This window comes from Mesorhizobium sp. M0207, from assembly GCF_040321995.1.
Lineage (GTDB): Bacteria > Pseudomonadota > Alphaproteobacteria > Rhizobiales > Rhizobiaceae > Mesorhizobium.
In genome coordinates, this window is sequence record NZ_JAMYSQ010000011.1 from 71,202 (window position 1) to 88,251 (window position 17,050).

Consider the following 17,050-nt stretch of genomic DNA (forward strand, 5'->3'; position numbering starts at 1 on the left):
GACCAGAGCCATGCCGGTCATCCCCGCGGGATCAACGTCTTGAGCTCCAAAAGCGCTGAAGCCGGCCAACAGACCAGCCGTGGCGCCAAGTGCGGCACCAGCAATCGCACCCCGCCAGAGAGCGCTCATCTCATCGTCGTAATATCCAGCAACGCTGATCGGTTCATCATTGTCGTTGTAAGATCCGACCACGCTGATTTGCCGGCGACGAATCCCGGCAGCCTGAAGCCTGGCCACAGCACGTGCTGCCTGGGCATGGGAATTGAACAGTCTGCTGATTTTTGCATTTACGCCCAGCCCCGACGCCTGTTAGGAGCGTCGGGCCTCTCCTCCCTGGCTTGAACTCTTCCGCCCGGACGCATCTTCGTCGCGCCAAAAGCTCACCACAACGTGAGCCAGCCGGCTACGTTCCTCAGCCGGGGCTTCGGTCCAATCCCAGAGCGTCTCGCTTGGGACCTAAGTCTGACCAGCTTGGGCGTGCTGAGGCCATGCCGAGCGGGGACGGTCGCCGGCTTGAAGAGAGGGCTCTGATGCTATCGCAGACCCAAAAAGCTCAAAATGGCGATTACGATCACGATGGCGCCGACCAGCCAGATAATGTTGTTCATCATTGCACTCCTTCGCCTCCGGGCGGGGCGCACGCCGGGGCGAAGCCCGCCACGCAAGTAGAATATTAGATACGGCTAAAGGTTCCTCGCGGGGCCTCACTGTCGAAAGAGCCCACCGCACCAGTCGGCACGGCGGGCGACGCAGCGTTTCACCCCGGTGGGGGCAGAAGACGGCGTTGCGCCCAAGGCTCAGCTGATGCTTCTGGACCAGTTATCAACCTGGCGCTCTGCCTCTTCCTTGGCGATGCCATATCGCTCCTGGATACGCCCCAAGAGCTGGTCCCGGTTGCCCTCGATCCGATCAAGATCATCGTCGGTGAGGTCACCCCACTGCTCTTTCGCCTTGCCTTTGAACTGCGTCCATTTTCCCTTGATTTGATCCCAGTTCATATGTTCCTCCTTGCTTCCTGGGCCCGCACTGAAGCGGAGCGCGGACCGATCGGCATTGCAACGTCGGTGACGAATGAAGATTAGCAGCCGCTAAAAGTTCCGGTGCCGGCGCAAAAAGCCCGCCGTGCCCGTGCCTGACTGTGAGCTGATGTTGATGATGCCCGGAGCTTGATGCTCTTTCGCGGCACTATCTTATGCGTTGAAGGCGCTGAGCTTCTTGCTGGTTGGCCTTGGCTGGCAAGCCTCGACAGGCTGCCCAGCAGCATTGTTCTGTCCTTGCCGATCATCAGCACGCCGCTGTCGGGCGCCAACAGTGCCGAGAACGGCAGCATCGCCGCGCCGATCGGCGAAGCCTCGGGGCCGAATTGTCCCGAGACGATTTCCGGCGCCACGATGCCGATGGCGCTGATCCTGTTGAACTGGGTCTGCACCTTTGCCAGCAGCTCGAGATGAATCGGCCGCGGCAGGATGCTGTCGAGGACGATCGCCTCGATGTCGATGACGGAGGTGATGGCGATGATCGCCTCGACCAGCGCATTGGCACAATCGTCGATCCATTCGGACAGCGGCTCGCGCGCCCCCGGCGGCAAGGGATCGAGTTCGCGCACGCGCGAGCGACCGTCGCAGATTGAAGGTAGTGGCGAACTCGGCCGGTGTCTGCCAGGCGATTTGGGAATGCGGCCGCGCGGTGTTGTGTAGTCGGCGCGCCACAGGGCGATGGCGACGCGTGCCTGAGCCAGCGAAGTAAACAGCGTCTCGTTGAGCAGTTCATCGCGCAGTCGGCCGTTGAAGCTCTCGATGAAGCCATTATCCGGCATGATGTTCTTGGTGCCATCGTTTGTTCGGTACGTCAGGTTCGGTAAGCTTGGCGCATCCGGGCCACGGGGCACCGGGAGCACGCTAGTGCGGGCAGGCCGTCGTATGCAGATGAACTGCGAGTTCGAGCACATTATCTGGCCGCCCCTACGACTCGCCCGGATGCGCTGCGAGCGCGGATCCGTATTTGTCGTGTTGCCCGCTCGCTCCCTGTTCGTGACCAACGATGGAGGGAGCCGTGCGTATTATCGGCATGGACATACACCGCGTTGTAATGGCATTCGACGCGGTTCTGATCCGCCCAGGAGAGGATGGCGTTCGAGGTGAACTCGCTGCCATTGGCGGGGGCGAGCAAGCAAAGCAGGTAGTCTCGAGAATAGTATTTGCTCGCCGTACCTCCGCGTGGCTCGCCGAACCAGACTTCGCAATCGGCCTGGTCCCAGCCCCAGAGGCACGTCGCCCACGCCGTTGACGCAGAATACGATGTTCGGGTTTGCTGTTTTTTGGGTCTGAGAGTTGTGGGAAGGGCTACGCCGCCCGCGGTATGCGCGACGTGAACGTTGCCCTGGACACCGATACGCTCGTGCCGTTGGCGTCGCTGATAACATCCACCCGGGCCTCGAGCTGCTTCACCAGTGCCTCCACGATGGCTGTTCCCAAGCCGCTATTTGGTGCGCGGCCGGCTGGCTTGCCGGTGCCATTGTCGGAGACCGTCAGTTTCCAGTCGCTGCCATTGGTCTCGTAAGACACCTGGATCAGGGCTGCGGTCTTCTCCCGGGGGAACGCATATTTGATCGCGTTGAGGATAAGTTCGGTGACGATCAGCCCGAAGCTGACCGCCTTCTGCGAGTCGATCCTGCCGGCTTCCGCGGTGACTTTGACGGCGATCGGCTGTGCATCCCCGATCATCGACGAGGCCAGACTGCTGCACAGCTTCGGCAGATAGGAGCCGACGTCGATTTCGTCGATGCCTGCTGAGGTGTGGAGATGGCGCTGCACTTCAGCCACCGACATGACCCGCTGGTGGGCATCTTTCAGATGCTGGCGGGTTTCCTCGGAGGTGACCGAACGGGCCTTCAGCAACAGGATGCTGGCGATAATCTGCAGGCTGTTGGCAACCCGATGCTCCATCTCACGTAGTAGCACATCCTTTTGCCGCAACAGGTCTTCGGTGCGGCCGAGAAGCTCTTCCTTCTCCCGCTCGATGACACGCCGCGCCGTTATGTCGTTGAAGGCGAGAAGGATGGTGACGGCCGAATTGTGGTCGTAAAGTACCTTTCGCGCGTTGAGCAGCATCGTGCGTTTGCCGATGTTGGGGAAATCATACTCGACCTCGAAGCCGTCCATGGCGGTCTTCTCAGGGATGATCGTCTCTAGGAGCAGGCGCAGTGCCGGAATGTCCCACTGGCCGTCGCCTAGCGCATAGAGAAGGGCGCCGTGTGTCTCCTCGGGGTCGACCTTGAAGGTCTGATAGAAAGAGCGGCTGGCCGCCAGCACATGAAACTTTTCGTCGAGGACGAGGAACGGTTCGGCGATCGTGTTGACGATGGCCTGCGACAGCGTCTGCGCGTCCTCGATATTCGCAATTGGGTGGAACAAGGCTCAAGGCCGATCTGGAGGCGCCTTCGCCTCCTCTTCGGCCCTTGTTACACACTTGACGGCTCGTGTCGCGGATTGAATCTAACCGGCGCAGCACGACAACGTGCGAGCCGGACTGTTCGCTGAATCCGGCAAGCGCGCGTAGACCCACTGATGTTGCACGCCAGCTAAATATGCCCGATATCATGGCGGCTGGCAGGGCGAGGTATTCAGTGGCGGCAAATCGTCTAAACGGAATTTACCCATCAGAGCCCGGGCTGGTGGGCATTCCGTTCGCCCCCAATGCCCGTCCGCGCACTTCATTGCCCACCGTCGCTACCATCGTGACGGCGGTTGCGGCGCTGTATTTCGGGCGCGAAGTGTTCCTGCCGATCGCTATTGCGCTGCTTTTGACCTTCGCGCTCGCGCCCGTGGTGTCGGCTCTGAAGCGCGTCGGCATTCCCCGCCTTCCTGCCGTCATCGTCAGTGTGCTCGGTGCATTCGCGGCACTCGCTCTGTTCTCCTTCATTGCCGCGTCGCAGGTCAGCGAACTGGCGCAGAACATCCCGGCCTACCAGACAAATATCCTGACCAAGATCCGCTCGCTCAAGGAAACCGGGGCAGGAGGAGGGATCATTGCCAGATTGAGTCAGGTGATCCAGCGCGTCGGGCAGGAGATCGATCTGCAGGAACCGTCACCGCCCGCCGCCGACGCGCCGAGGCCCGAGCCCGTGCCGGTCGAGATCGTCGCGAGAGAACGGCCACTCGAGATCCTGCAGAACCTCATGGGTCCGTTGATCAGCCCGCTGGCCTCGGCGGTTCTGATCGTCGTTGTCGTCATCTTCATGCTGCTGGAGCGCGAGGATCTGCGCGATCGTTTCATCCGCCTAGTCGGCTATGGTGATCTGCACCGCACCACCCAGGCGCTGCAGGATGCCGGCAAGCGCGTCGGCCAGTATCTGCTGATGCAGCTGGTCCTCAATATCGTCTATGCCATACCGATCGCTATCGGGCTCTGGATTCTGGGCATCCCCAATGCGCTGCTGTGGGGCCTGCTGGCGCTGGCGCTGCGCTTCGTTCCATATATCGGCCCGGTCATCGGGGCGCTCGTACCACTGTTCCTGGCGCTGGCGGTGGCGCCCGGTTGGTCGCTAGTGCTGTGGACCGCCGCCCTCTTCATGGTGATGGAGTTGCTCACCGGAAATGTCATCGAACCCTGGCTTTATGGCGCGCGCACGGGACTCTCGCCATTGGCCATCATCGTTGCGGCGATCTTCTGGACTTGGCTGTGGGGCCCGCTCGGCCTGGTCCTGTCGACGCCCCTCACCGTCTGTCTGGTTGTGCTCGGCAGGCACGTGCCGCAGTTCGAATTCCTCGACGTGCTGTTCGGCAACCAGCCAGTGCTCGAACCGCATGCCCGGCTTTACCAGCGGCTCCTGGCCGGCGATCCGGACGAAGCCACCGACCACGCCGAAGAGATGCTTGAGAAATATCTGGTCGAGTTCTACGACAAGATCGTCATTCCCGCTTTGTTGCTCGGCGAGCAGGATCGTGTCCGCGACGGCAGATGGCAGCCAGCGCGCTGACGCTGGTGGCAAATCTCGACGACAGCGCACACGAAGAAGCGGTCGAAGAGGATGAGCCGGCTTTCGCCGAGTATGGCAAGACGGATGTGGGAAAGGAAACAGCCGGGGAGGGCAAGGAAGCCGAGGACGAGATCGAACTGCCTAACGGCGTCGGCATGTCAGTGCTGTGTTGCGGCGGGCGCGGCGAGCTTGATGATGCCGCCGCTGCCATGCTGGCGCAGGTGCTCGAAGTTCAAGGCGCGACGGTGTCGACGGCGGGCTTCGCCGATATGGACCCGGCGAGCATTCGCCGGCTCGATCTTGCCGCTGTCGATACCGTCGTTGTCGGCTTTCCTCAACCCCGATTCCGTCAAGCACGCCCGCTTCCTGGTGCGCCGGCTGAAGCGCGCCAGGCCGGCGCTCAGGGTTGGCATCGCGTTCTGGTCGGAGGCCGGCAACGACGACAGCCAGGCGGCGGCAGCACTGGCCGGCGACATCAATGCCGATTTCGTTGCCCATAGCATCGTCGATGCAGTGCGCGGCGCGCTGTCAAGCGAGCCGCCGGTAGCGCTCAAGCTCGCAGCCAAGCGTCGCTTGCGCCGGCAGCCGTCCGTCACGAAGAAAGCGCCGCTTGCGGTTGCAAGCTGAGGCCGCGGCGACGACACCGCGGGGCACTCCTGGCGCGCGGGTTATTGATCCCAGCGATGGCCAGCGGTCAGGCAGACAGCTGCTCAACACCAGTACGGCAAACGAAGAACCGACCGCACAGCCAATGACGCCAAGCATCTGGCCATCCAGTTCGAACTCGTCAAGGACAGTACGATAGCAGGCCCAGCCCGCCGATGGACGGGCACGGCCCTCTGTGCGCAACGGCGCACTATGTCGCCGTCCGATCAGCACGCACAAATACGAGCGGCAGGCTTTTCTAGGGTCGGAACAAGAATTGTTCCCAGCGACACGATAAGGTCGAACGGAGCATGAACTTCATGCGGCGTGGCGGAACCGAGCCGGAAATCTGAGCGGCCGGAAGCCTTCTGGCATCTGATGATCTGCATACCAACTGTAGATGTGTAGATGCCGGTCACATTGATGTGTTCCCAGCTCAGCGGCGAGACGCGCTTCAGCAGGTGATCCGGAACCTCGCGATGCATTTTGCCCAAGTGAGTGACGGCCCGTTCGATATAGACCGGATCCCAATGCACGATCGCGCTAACGACGAGGTTGAGGCCGGAGGCGCGGAACGCTTGGCTTTCGAATGATCGGTCGCGGGATTTCGCCGCGCTCGTGGAAGAAGACGGCGCACTTCAGTTAATGCGCACCTTCGCCCTTGAGGCCGGCTTGGCAGCGCGGACGTCGCACCGGTCACACACTTGGATTTGAAGGCTAGCGGGACATTAGCAATCAAGCAATTAAACCGGAAGGAGTACGCCAGCCGCAGACTGGCCGAGGAGTCCAGCATAGAGACCCGCGAATCTCGGGTCTTTATACGAATTACGAGATACGAATTACGAGCAAAGTGCAGCGCTCAGAAAAGTACAATGCCGGCGGCGAAGGAAATGTTGCAGTAGCGTGCATCGGAACGAGCAAGTAGCGCCAATTGTCGAGCGCCCGCGCGGCGCGGCAGAAGCTGCCGTGGTCCGCCGCCGCAATGGCGTAACGAAGCTGCGGATGTCGAACGTTATGCTCAAAATTGGCTTTTCGATCGAAGAGGTGGCGTTGCTTTTCGGCCACCGCCCTCTTCAGCCTGAAGTGGCGATCAGCCCAATTATGAGGGGCAGGGACGTATGCGGCCTCCCGCTTCTCCTCCTGAACCACGGCTGAACGCCGCCTTCAGCATCGGTTCGAACGGCATCTCCTAAAACGAAGCCGTTCAACTCGCGGTCCCGTCCGCCAAAGGAGACGCCCTCATGATCCGCAATTCTTTCATCGCAACCGCGCTCGCCGCTCTTGTCGGCATTGTCGTCGCTGCCCCAGCCATGGCCAACGACGTGAGCATCGAGCAGTATGGCTGGTCTAATTCGGCTGGCGGCGCCCAGAACGGCTTCAAGAACCGTATCCGGGTTTACCAGAACGGCCGCTTCAACAAGGTGATCGGCCAGCAGCGCGGCCGCCACAACCTTTCGGCCATTGGCCAGCAGGGGATCGGCAACCACGGCGCCACCTATCAAAATGGCAACCGCAACGTGGCCGGCATCGCCCAGTTCGGCTCGAACCACACCACCATCTTAACCCAGGACGGCAACGGCAACATTGCTGCCGGCGTGCAGGTGGGCCACGGCTGCGACGCCGATGTCAGCCAGGGTGGCAGTGGCAATGTCGCCGCTTTCGTCCAGGCCTGCCCATAAACACGGCAATGCCGGGCGGCCGTAGTCCGCGGCCGCGGCCCACGAACGCCAAGGAGACGAATATGCCACACATCGTGAAGCATCCCCGCCGCGTCATGGCCGCGCTCGCCCTGGTTCTGATCCCGGCCGGCGCGCTGGCGGCCATGGCCACCGCCGATCAGTCCCTCGGGCCGGTGCGCTGCGAGATCCGCGCTACGCCGGAAGTCGACATGGTCTCGTTGGAGGCGCTCGCCTATGCCGACAAAAGCGTGAGCGGCACCTACTCGTTCCATGTTGAAAGTGCCGCTCGCACCGGCGGCACCAATATCGAGCAGGACGGCGCCTTCAGCGCAGCGCCCGGCAAGCCAGCCACGCTCGGCGCCGTCACCCTTGACGCGAAGGGCGCCGTCTATGATGCTAGGCTCGAGCTCACGGTCGATGGCAAGAGCATCAGCTGTGCCGAGCGGCTCGGCGGCGCGACCTGATCGCATCGCCAGATTTACGAAAAGGGCGTCGGCAATCGGCGCCCTTTTTCTATGTGCGTCAGGCCGGGAGAAAAAATGACTGAACGACAGCTGAACGAAGGATTCCGGGAGGGTTCAGCCACCAAATGAGAAGGTTGGCCATAGGCTGGGCAGCCGGAAAATGGAGACCAAAGATGACCCGCAATATGTTCAAAACTCTTGCCGCCGTTCTCGTTGCCGGCAGCATCGGCCAGGCGGCGTTGTCCGCACCGGCTTACGCGGGCGGCTGGGTTTCGGCGACATTTGCCCCCGGCAACGCCCGCGACGCCCGCGCTCTGGCGACTGGACTGCGCTTCTATTCGTTGTATCGCGGCCTGCATGGTGCCAGCATTCGTCAGTCCGGACAGCGAAACGCAGCTGGCATCGGACAAAACGGTCGCGGCAATCTGGGCATCATCCAGCAGGAGGGCAATGGCCATTCCGCCACGCTGCAGCAGAACGGCAATGAGAACGCCTACGGTATCTTCCAGTTTGGCCGAAACACCGACGCCAATGTCGCGCAGAACGGCAATGGCAGTGGTGGCGCTACTTTCAGCTATGGCTGGTAGCGGCCGACCGATCGAGACTCGGGCCCAGAGAATCGTTGCGCGTCGCCCAGCGGCTCGCTTGCCTGGCGGCAGTTTCCAATGTGCTGGCGGTCGCACCAATGGGCGCGCGCGGAGTAGGTGCGATCCGAAGGCCTGCCAGCTGCTTCCCGCTCTTTTCCGTGAACGACCATGTGAGGTCTAGAACGCGAGGGCGGGCATTCATCGCGCTTTAGGTATCCAGTCCCGGAGCGCCGACTGACAACGCCACGTGGCGCGCTCGCGCGGTCTTATGACGCTTGAGCCGAATCCCATGAACCTTCATAGTTCCATTTTGACTGTTTCATGCACGGCGAGATAGAAGTCTCGCTTTCAATTGCTGGATACCGCCGATCTGAACCGCTTTTTTTAGACGAAATTGTGCCGCAAAGCGGCGCGAGATTCTGTTTTGCAACGTCTGCGGAAGATTTCTGTCTCTGCAGCGTTATTGTTTGTACGGATGGCGGATTGTCATGCTGACGCTCCAGAAATTCCTCTGCCTCTTCCTCCTCGTCGTTTTCGTGGCCGCTTCGGCGACGGGGGCTCACGCCCAGGGTGAAAAACGCCTCGCTTTCGTCATCGGCAATGCCGCCTATCCTTCGGGCACGCTCGTGACGCCGGCCAATGATGCCGGCCTGATCGCACAGACCTTGCAGGCGGCGGGGTTCGATGTGGTCGGCGCCCGCGATGTCGACCAGGAATCGCTGCGTGGCGCGCTGCGCGATTTCCTCGGCAAGGTTTCCGCCGCCGGTTCCGATGCGGTCGTCTTCGTCTATCTCGCCGGCCGTGGCGTGCAGTTTGAAGGCGAGAACTATTTCTTGCCAATCGATGCCCAGATCGCCAATCCAACCGACGTCCCGCTTCAGGGAATGCGGCTCTCAGATGTCTCGAAGTCGCTGGCCGGACTGCCGACCAAGGTCAACATCGTCGTGCTAGATGCGGCGCGGCCGAATGCATTCCCGCAGATGAAACAGCCGCTGGCCGGCGGCCTCGCGCTGGTCGATCCCGATCCGAACATGCTTATCGCATTCAATGCCGCTCCGGGAACCGTCGCGCCAGAGGGCAAGGGACCGTACGGCGCCTACGCCCAGGCGCTGGCCGAGATGATGCGCGAAGGCGGTCTGCCGCTTGACGATGTTTTCGATCGCACGCGCCTTCGCGTCAACGGGGTGACCCAGGGCGCGGAAGTTCCGTGGAACGCCTCAAAGATCACGGCGCCCTTCGTCTTCTTCGACCGCGCTCCGGATGCGCCCGCGCCCAAGGTCTCGGAGGCTGAGTCTCGGGCCAACCGGACCAGGGAGATCCGCGACTTCGACGCCCACGACGCCTATGTTGCGGCCCTCGACCACGACACGCTCCGCGGTTACGAGGATTTCGTCGGCGCTTTCCCACACGATCCAATGGCCAAGCGCGTGCGTGCCATCATCGCTGCGCGGCGCGAAGCGATCACTTGGCGCGAAACCTGGCTCCAGGATACGCCGGAAGCCTACTGGTCGTACCTCAATCGCTATCCGCACGGTCCGCACGCCTGGGATGCCCGCCGGCGGCTGGAGCATTTCGATGCAGCGCTGGAGCCGCCGGAGGATTTCACCGTCTACGCCTACGATGTGCCGCCGCCGGAGGAGGAGGAAATCATCTATGTCGATCGGCCCGTACTCTATTTCGGCGATCCCGATTTCCATTTCGAGCCGCCGCCGCCTGTCGCAGTGATCTTCCTGCCGCCGCCTCCGCCGGACTTCATTGTGTTGGCGCCACCACGGCCGGCAGTCGATATTTTCGTGTTGCCGGTGCCCGTCTTCGTGCCGGTGCCGGTATGGGTCAACCCGCCGCGCAACATTGTGCCACCGCGCGATAACATCGTCTTCAACAACATCCCCAACACCACCATCATCAACAACAGGACGATCAACAACGAGACCAACGGTGAGGCTGGGCAGGCCAATGGTAACGCGCCGGGCGGCCTTACTACCGCCCAAAAGCTAGGCGCTGCCGAGGGTCTAGGAGCGGCCGCGCTAACGGCAAAAGTGGCGCTGCCGCCGCTGCTGCAGAAGAAGGCTGCACTCTCCAACCGGAACTCTGCCGCCCTGGGCAAGCTCGGCCAGGGGGCTGCGCAAGGCAAGCAGCCTGGAGGCGCAAAGCCGCTATCGAAGACGCTCTCAATGGATCATGCTTTGCCGGGAGCGAATGGCAGGGCGCTGCCGCTCGTCAACGGCAAACCGCCGGTGCTCAACGGGCAGAATTTACCCAACAACAGGTCCAAGAAGCTGCTTAGCGAGCGAGGGATCTTGGGTGGCAGCCAGCAGTCTACGGGAAATGCCGGCGCTGGCGTTACCGGACAGGGGAATGGTCAGCAGAACGGAGCCGGCAATGGGCTGGGCAAGAACGGCAAGTTCCGCAAGCTGCCGACCGTCAACGGTGCACCGGCCGGGCAGAGCCTGAGCGCGCAGGAAAAGTTCAAGAAGAACAACCCAGCTGTCCTCTCCGACCAGGGTGGCGGCAAGCCGAAGAAGCTGACCCGCACGGATCTGTCTGCAGGCCAGGCCGTTGTCGGACCGAGTGATCTGGCGCCGGGCAACGGGAACAAGAAGTTTCGCAAGCTGCCGACCGTCAACGGTGCGCCAGCCCGGCTGGGCCAGAGCGCGCAGGAAAAATTCAAGGAGAACAATCCACCTGACTTTTCCGACCAGGGTGGCGGCAAGCCGAAAAAGCTGACGCGCAAGGACCTGTCCGCAGGCCAGGCCGTTGTCGGACCGAGTGATCTGGCGCCGGGCGACGGGAACAGGAAGTTTCGCAAGCCGCAGAACGGCGGTGGAGGTTCCGCCGGCGCGGAAGTCAACGTCCAGCGGAACTTCAAAGTCAACAAGCCGAACGAGGATCCGCAGCGCCAGCTCAAGCTGCAGGAAAAGTCGAACCTGCAGGTTTTCTCCAAGCCGCAGAAGTCTGAGTTTCACGCGCCGCCAAAGCCCCAAATGCAAGAGCGAGGCCTGCCGCAGAAGCCGGAGTTTCATGCCCAGCCGAAGCCGGAATTCCATGTCCAGCCCAAGCCCCAGATGCAAGAGCGACGACTGCCGAAGCAGCCGCCAGGCAAGAAGCCGTCCTGCGGGCATCCGGGCGAGCCGGCCTGCAGCAAATAGGAGCGCGGAAGCAATCGGGGCGCCGCAGTGGATCGGTGGGGCTCTAGATGGACAGGAAATACGGACAAGGTTCTGTTCGCGTCACGCTCACCCGATGAGCGCCGGGTCGCCGGGCACCTGGTGCATTTCTGTATTCTCTTGATGAAAGCCTTCTGATGACAGCCTTCGCCCTGGAAAAGCGATTCAGGCCGAAGTTGGCGCGACTGGCATAAGTTACGGAGCGAATATTCGGCTTCAGTTCCTATGCCGTTACTGCGGATCGATCGATGTGACGCCAATAGCGGAAGCGTTTCTGTTGCTGCCGGAGATGCAAGATCCAGTGATTTGATGGCTTCGACCTGGTTTTGCGCAGGTTCTTCGTCAATGCGTAGAAATCGATTTCGAAGGAGGCTGCTCATCTGAGACAGCACCAAATGTTCTTGGGCTGCCATTATTGTTTGGATAAGACCACGGCGCGCTATCCATGAAAAAGATCCGGGAGCTCGAGATTTATCATGCACTGCGGAACCTTGCCGACGTGACGCGGTGCCGATCGAAAGCTGGTAGACCTCCTCCATCCGCGCGTGACAGAAGTTCAAAGCGTCGAGAAGTGCGATGATATCTGGTGCGTTCGCTACGAGACCACCGTCAATGTACTCGCTAGGGCCAATCTTCTTCGTCGGAAAAAAAGTCGGCGCCGCCGCGCTTGCGAGTATGGCATCTTCGATGCTCACTGCGCTGGCCGCTTTCCCCGCAATGCCTTTGGAACGGAAGATACTCGTTTCGCCTGTGGAGTAGTTGATGGCCGTGATGATGAGCGCAGGTTCGTAGTCGCTGAGTAGCGTTTCGGCAACGGGCTTGCCGAGCGTCTTACGAATAGCCTCAAGGATTGGAACCGGACTATAGAGTGCCGCGACCACAAGCCGTTTGACCCCAGTGGCGATACCACGAGCGAAGATCGACGGTCCGTAGTCTTTCATTATTGCCGCCAATGTCGTCGCTGGAACGGATGCTGAAAGGCCGGCAGCAAGAAGCGCGCCGATAGAGGTTCCAGAAATGATGTCGAAGCGGTTATTGCACCGAACGTTGAACTTTGACTCGCATGCGGCGAGAAACTCGGCGCCGAAGAGCCCTCGGTAGCCCCACCGCTCAGTGCCAAGATCTGAAATCTATTGGGAGCGGACTGCGCCATTTCACTTGCGAACAAAGTCTTCAGGATTTTCTACCGTGAGCCCCGGGATTTCTGCGTGCCCATCCTGATGGTAGTCCACGTAGACAAATGGGAAATCGCCCCTCCCAACCAACGCTGTTGCGATCTCAACCTTTGTCGCGCTAGGCACATCGAATGGCCGACCGTCGGGGTGTCAATATGTGATCCTCATGTCAAGCAAATCCCCCCAGCGTGCGGCGATCCGATGGTCCATCGCAATGATCCGGTCATCGCGCGCGAAATCTTCGAACAGCCTGCTTGCCTGGTCGATGAAGTCTCTGATCACCGGCACGGGATGCACGGCGGCTTCGGGCTTTGCCCGTGCCGCCGTGAGCGCTTGTTCAAGTTGCCATCTGATGGTCATGGGCGTCACTGCACTGATGCAGATATCGTCTGCATAGATGCCGCGCGAGTCTGCGGATTCTAACCAAAGTTCAGCGGTGAGGTTACGCCTCTTGATCACGTCAAAGATGCACTGGGAGCTCATCAAATAGCGCGACATGAACGACGACTAAAATACACGTCCGCGTCCGCCAACAGTCTCCTCTTGAGACCGAGGCTCAAGACGCATCTTCACAACGCTTGCATCGAGCGGCTTTAGCTGTGCAAGCAATGCACTCGCGGGCCTTCGCCGTGCAGTTTTGCGTTCTGTTCCATCGCGAACTGAGTCAATCAACGAGAGTATGGTATCCGACGATAGGACAAACGCCGCCTGAGGCAAATTGTCGACGCGCCCAGCCCTTGCAATCACCAGAGAACGCCATCACGATGTTGCGCCCATCAGCAAAATACCCGGGGGCGAATTCGACCGGCGATGCCATGCTGATCAGTCCGGTCGCGCCGAACACGATCCCGAAGACGATGCTCTTTGCCCAGAAGGAACGCTCGAGACGGTCACCCAGAAAGGCGAGGAAAAGCACGGCGAGAATGACTACCGCTGCGCTTTCGATCATGTTGATGACTGACATCATCCCGGTAGTCCGTGACATCTGAGCAAGGTCTGGCAGCACCGTAGGTGCCATTGCGTCAACGATTTATTAAGGATCTCGCACTCCCGTTGACGGAACTCCACCCGACAGGTAGGGAAGGAAGATGGTTTCGCCACCGGCAGCTATGGTCCATGCGCCATAGGGACCCACTGCTGTCGCGCCCGCTCGATGTTGCGGCCGGCAATGCGAATGGCCAGAATGAGCAGTTATGAAGCCATAAAGACCGAGACGGCGAAGGTCGACTTCGGTCACTATTTGCCCTTGAAGTTCCCCAGCGCGAGAGTTTGCAAGCGTTGGAAATGCTCGCTACGCTGGCCGACTGATGCCCAGTCGTCTCATTTCCCGATAAACGGTCGATCGGCCGAGACCCAATTGCCGCGCAGCTTCAGCCGGCGATACCTCGGCCTTGATCAGCTTGATTCAGGTCGAGCGGTTGTCGCCCAGGTCGTTTCCCTTTCGCCCGTGCAGCTGCCACCCCGTCTTTCGTGCATTCCGAGATCAGCCGTCGTTCGAAATGAGCGATGGCGCCGAACACGTGGAAGATCAACTCGCCGGCGCCGAGGACGTATCGATCTTCTCCTCAAGGCTGAGAAGGTCGATCTGTCGCCCCCGCAGCATCTTCACCGTTTCCAGCAGCTCCGCCAGCGAGCGTCCGAGCCGGTCGAGCCGCACGACGGCCAGGGTGTCGCCAGCGCCGGCATAATCTAGTAGCTCGGCCAAGCCCGGCCGGTCCATGCTCCTGCCGGAATTGACGTCGGAGAAGACCTTGATGGCGCCGGCTTGCTCAAGCCGCATGCTCTGGCCGGGCGAGATGCGGGAGCGGCTGTGGAAGCGCTTCCGGGAACATGCCGGGCCACCGCCCAAGGACATGCCAAAAGGTATCACGCCCGCAGCGTTGGGGGTTTATCGCACTGCCCCTTGGGCGGCTAATTTGTGCTTTTCGAAGATCGCTACCTTCTGCGGATAAGTGATCCGCACCTTGGCGTTGCACCCGTTGCATCTGAAGTGCGCGATCGTTCTTAGCGCAGAGCCCTTCCTTACCGCCGGATGCGAGCAATCCGGACAATCGAATGTGAGGGCAACATCAGACAAGTCTTGGGCTAAACCCATTTCCATCCCCTTCACAAGCGCTGTGGCTACACTTTGGCGGGCGTCAATGGCCAATACAGATGCGAATCCGGCTATGCCAAAGTAGGGCTAACAATTCGCCTCCCAACGCCGCCAAGCTAGTGGGCCGTCTCTGAGCCCTTTGAGGGACGAAAAGACCTAACGTCCTCCAGCAGTTCGCGCTCGTTGGTAGTAATGTTTCGGAAGACTGCGACAATTGCCACCGCTAAGGCCTCGGCGTCCCGGCTTAAAGGGTCGATGAGATCATCTGCGCAAACCTGATCAAACACACTTTCACAAATAGCCAGATCAATATGGCTGAGGCAGGTGCGAGCGAAACGCGGACGCAGCATCTGTGCGAACCTTTCAGGGCCCGCTGCCCGTGGTTGCGGCGGGCCTCTTTTTGCTGATGAACCGCTGGGGCGTTTGTTGAAATGAGGTGACTCGCTGACTGGTACTTTCAATAATCCTAAAATCAGCGCGCACTCGCGAGCTCTAGACGTCCAGCTTTGTTCTGGGACATGAAATCCTTGCCGGAATTCCGCCGCCTCTTTCGGAGTTCGCATGCAACCAAATTTACTGTATTGATCAAGAATTGTCCTGCGACGAGCTTCGCTGTCGAGCTTTGCGGTCATTTCGGTGGACTCCTCAACTAATTTCACGACGACCGATTCTATACGTACCAAGTTGAAGAGTGTCGTTAGCTTCCCATCCAGAAACTTATCTCGGAATGCATTTCTTCCGTAAACCAGCTTGATCGCCGTTTCAGTCGACTCGAGTTCACCAGCCTTGCCAGATCCTGAAGTACATCACATGATTGAGAGGGGCATGGGGCATAGCCGATTCGGATATGGCACCACGCGATGGACACTAAGAGGAGAGACGAGGCCCCTGCGAGGCAGCCGCGGGACCTCGATCGGCGTCGTTGGCCACGCGAAGGTCAGTCCCACAATGAGGACGCTTCGTCGCTCGCGTCGGTGTCTGAACCTCTGTCCTTTTCAACGCTCGAACTAGCGCCAAAGGATCAATTAGCCGCTTGGCAGGCGCATATGGCGCCGCTGATAGAGGTCAGGTTGCCGGATGACAAATCGCTGAACGATGGCTTTCCCGCGGACCACACGGCTTGGAATCTCGGTGGCATGCTGATCGTTCAACAGCGCGCACCGGCACATAGTTATATGCGTTCTGCCGCGAAGCTTCGGTCCAGCTCGATCGATCACTGGTATATCGCCTTTCCACGTACTGGCCGGTCGTGGACGGAGGTCGATCGCCGCGTAGCGGAGAACCAGCCGGGCAAATTGGAGATCAGATCGCTTGGCTACCCGTTTCGCGGGAGGACAACGGACTCCGAAAGTCTCTTTCTCTATTTGCCGCGCGATTTGTTCGCCGATGCGGCGGCAACCCTGGACGCCAAGAACAATTCAATTCTGTCCGGCAACTTTGCCAACCTCTTGCTCGACTACGTCAATGGCATAGAAGCAAGACTGCGCAGCCTCACGGCTGACGATCTGCCCCGCATCGTGCACGCAACACGCAGCATGATTATTGCCTGCCTCGGGCCTCCGGCGGAACAGGCTGCGGCCGTCGAACAATTGACGGGTGTCGCGCTAATGGAGCGAGCGCGTCGATACGTCCACCACAATCTGGATGCGGCTCATTTGACACCGGATTCGATGTGCCGGGCGCTCGGCGTCTCGCGCTCTCGTCTCTATCAGTTGTTCGAACCAAGCGGTGGTGTTCTCCATTACATACAAAGTCGCCGCCTTCTGGCAGCCCATGTTGCGCTAAGCGATCCGGCGGACAGCCGGCGCATTGTTGAAATTGCTGAAGCCTTCGGGTTTAGTTCAGCGGCTAATTTCAGCCGGGCATTCAGCAAGGAATTCGGTTACAGCCCCCGCGAAGGCCGCAGCACTGTGGTGTTGCCGCGCCCCGCCAACTCTGTTTCGCTTGCCGGACAGGAGAAAGCCTCTTCCTTTGAAGGTTGGCTCAAAGCGCTCGGAAGCTGAGTACAGGATCGGCGATGCTGATGGGGCGGGCCCAAAACAGGCTTGCCGGGGCGGGGAAGACCACGCCGCACGAATATCTTCGTGTCGCGTCCACTGCGCCATCAATCACATAGCTGATTCCCGCCAATTCGCGATTTATTAACGAACTGTGACTGTTCGACGTTACCGATAATTTGTCGCCAGTCACGACGGAGCATACATTGCAACTGCGCTGCATGCGGCACTTGTTAAGACTGCGAGTGGAAAGTTTGCTAAGG

General features: G+C 60.3%; 12 protein-coding genes and 5 pseudogenes. 6 read left to right on the forward strand and 11 right to left on the reverse strand.

The features are described from left to right. Positions 1–797: 797 nt before the first annotated feature. The 3 genes and pseudogenes from NKJ15_RS16615 to NKJ15_RS16625 all read right to left on the reverse strand — a co-directional run bounded on the left by NKJ15_RS16615 (position 798) and on the right by NKJ15_RS16625 (position 3,413). Positions 798–998, reverse strand: coding sequence for a CsbD family protein (locus NKJ15_RS16615; protein ID WP_023719429.1), 201 nt, complete (start codon positions 996–998; stop codon positions 798–800). Between the two features lie 633 nt (positions 999–1,631). Next, a pseudogene (locus tag NKJ15_RS16620) lies at positions 1,632–1,807 on the reverse strand (integrase core domain-containing protein); the annotation flags it as partial. A 535-nt stretch (positions 1,808–2,342) separates the two neighbouring features. After that, positions 2,343–3,413 carry a sensor histidine kinase gene (locus NKJ15_RS16625; protein ID WP_352542273.1) on the reverse strand — a complete coding sequence of 357 codons (1,071 nt, stop codon included), beginning with the start codon at positions 3,411–3,413 and terminating at the stop codon, positions 2,343–2,345. Positions 3,414–3,625: 212 nt separating this feature from the next. On the opposite strand from NKJ15_RS16625, the pseudogene NKJ15_RS16630 reads away from it, so the two are divergent. After that, positions 3,626–5,605, forward strand: a pseudogene (locus NKJ15_RS16630) (AI-2E family transporter). 336 nt (positions 5,606–5,941) lie between these two features. On the opposite strand, the pseudogene NKJ15_RS16635 reads toward NKJ15_RS16630, so the two are convergent. Together NKJ15_RS16635 and NKJ15_RS16640 are read right to left on the reverse strand one after the other, a co-directional pair. After that, positions 5,942–6,319, reverse strand: a pseudogene (locus tag NKJ15_RS16635) (Tn3 family transposase); the annotation flags it as partial. Between the two features lie 129 nt (positions 6,320–6,448). Next, positions 6,449–6,688 carry a hypothetical protein gene (locus NKJ15_RS16640; RefSeq protein WP_352542271.1) on the reverse strand — a complete coding sequence of 80 codons (240 nt, stop codon included), beginning with the start codon at positions 6,686–6,688 and terminating at the stop codon, positions 6,449–6,451. 176 nt (positions 6,689–6,864) lie between these two features. On the opposite strand from NKJ15_RS16640, the gene NKJ15_RS16645 reads away from it, so the two are divergent. The 4 genes from NKJ15_RS16645 (at position 6,865) to NKJ15_RS16660 (ending at position 11,502) form a co-directional block, all read left to right on the forward strand. Then, positions 6,865–7,302, forward strand: coding sequence for a curlin (locus NKJ15_RS16645; protein WP_352542270.1), 438 nt, complete (start codon positions 6,865–6,867; stop codon positions 7,300–7,302). A gap of 62 nt (positions 7,303–7,364) precedes the next feature. Beyond that, the gene (csgH, locus tag NKJ15_RS16650) at positions 7,365–7,766 is read left to right on the forward strand and encodes a curli-like amyloid fiber formation chaperone CsgH (RefSeq protein ID WP_352542269.1); all 402 of its coding nucleotides are present in this window, start codon (positions 7,365–7,367) and stop codon (positions 7,764–7,766) included. Between the two features lie 173 nt (positions 7,767–7,939). After that, positions 7,940–8,353, forward strand: a complete 414-nt coding sequence (locus NKJ15_RS16655) for a curlin (RefSeq protein WP_352542268.1) — start codon at positions 7,940–7,942, stop codon at positions 8,351–8,353. Positions 8,354–8,841: 488 nt separating this feature from the next. After that, positions 8,842–11,502 carry a caspase family protein gene (locus tag NKJ15_RS16660; protein ID WP_352816279.1) on the forward strand — a complete coding sequence of 887 codons (2,661 nt, stop codon included), beginning with the start codon at positions 8,842–8,844 and terminating at the stop codon, positions 11,500–11,502. Between the two features lie 272 nt (positions 11,503–11,774). Here NKJ15_RS16660 and NKJ15_RS16665 read toward each other — a convergent pair. The 6 genes and pseudogenes from NKJ15_RS16665 to NKJ15_RS16685 all read right to left on the reverse strand — a co-directional run. Continuing rightward, positions 11,775–12,650: pseudogene (locus NKJ15_RS16665) on the reverse strand (CBASS cGAMP-activated phospholipase); the annotation flags it as partial. 195 nt (positions 12,651–12,845) lie between these two features. After that, a complete protein-coding gene (locus NKJ15_RS16670) occupies positions 12,846–13,193 on the reverse strand; it encodes a PIN domain-containing protein (RefSeq protein WP_352542266.1) in 348 nt (115 codons plus the stop codon). A 166-nt stretch (positions 13,194–13,359) separates the two neighbouring features. After that, the gene (locus NKJ15_RS16675) at positions 13,360–13,662 is read right to left on the reverse strand and encodes a LytS/YhcK type 5TM receptor domain-containing protein (protein ID WP_352816281.1); all 303 of its coding nucleotides are present in this window, start codon (positions 13,660–13,662) and stop codon (positions 13,360–13,362) included. A 324-nt stretch (positions 13,663–13,986) separates the two neighbouring features. Next, complete coding sequence (locus NKJ15_RS33005) at positions 13,987–14,100, reverse strand: helix-turn-helix domain-containing protein (RefSeq protein ID WP_502906675.1); 114 nt, start codon at positions 14,098–14,100, stop codon at positions 13,987–13,989. Continuing rightward, positions 14,066–14,550, reverse strand: a pseudogene (locus NKJ15_RS16680) (recombinase family protein). The gene NKJ15_RS33005 and the pseudogene NKJ15_RS16680 overlap by 35 nt, the downstream one beginning before the upstream one ends. Before the next feature lie 356 nt (positions 14,551–14,906). Next, the gene (locus NKJ15_RS16685; RefSeq protein ID WP_352816283.1) at positions 14,907–15,422 is read right to left on the reverse strand and encodes a hypothetical protein; all 516 of its coding nucleotides are present in this window, start codon (positions 15,420–15,422) and stop codon (positions 14,907–14,909) included. Between the two features lie 228 nt (positions 15,423–15,650). On the opposite strand from NKJ15_RS16685, the gene NKJ15_RS16690 reads away from it, so the two are divergent. After that, complete coding sequence (locus tag NKJ15_RS16690) at positions 15,651–16,793, forward strand: helix-turn-helix domain-containing protein (RefSeq protein ID WP_502904338.1); 1,143 nt, start codon at positions 15,651–15,653, stop codon at positions 16,791–16,793. Positions 16,794–17,050: the final 257 nt, after the last annotated feature.

What these genes read in the sequence shown, in the direction of transcription:
- NKJ15_RS16615 (WP_023719429.1), bottom strand. Translation starts at nt 998, where the DNA reads ATGAACTGGGATCAAATCAAGGGAAAATGGACGCAGTTCAAAGGCAAG.
- NKJ15_RS16645 (WP_352542270.1), top strand. Translation starts at nt 6,865, where the DNA reads ATGATCCGCAATTCTTTCATCGCAACCGCGCTCGCCGCTCTTGTCGGC.
- csgH (WP_352542269.1), top strand. Translation starts at nt 7,365, where the DNA reads ATGCCACACATCGTGAAGCATCCCCGCCGCGTCATGGCCGCGCTCGCC.
- NKJ15_RS16655 (WP_352542268.1), top strand. Translation starts at nt 7,940, where the DNA reads ATGACCCGCAATATGTTCAAAACTCTTGCCGCCGTTCTCGTTGCCGGC.
- NKJ15_RS16660 (WP_352816279.1), top strand. Translation starts at nt 8,842, where the DNA reads ATGCTGACGCTCCAGAAATTCCTCTGCCTCTTCCTCCTCGTCGTTTTC.
- NKJ15_RS16670 (WP_352542266.1), bottom strand. Translation starts at nt 13,193, where the DNA reads ATGTCGCGCTATTTGATGAGCTCCCAGTGCATCTTTGACGTGATCAAG.
- NKJ15_RS16675 (WP_352816281.1), bottom strand. Translation starts at nt 13,662, where the DNA reads ATGATGTCAGTCATCAACATGATCGAAAGCGCAGCGGTAGTCATTCTC.
- NKJ15_RS16685 (WP_352816283.1), bottom strand. Translation starts at nt 15,422, where the DNA reads ATGACCGCAAAGCTCGACAGCGAAGCTCGTCGCAGGACAATTCTTGAT.
- NKJ15_RS16690 (WP_502904338.1), top strand. Translation starts at nt 15,651, where the DNA reads ATGGACACTAAGAGGAGAGACGAGGCCCCTGCGAGGCAGCCGCGGGAC.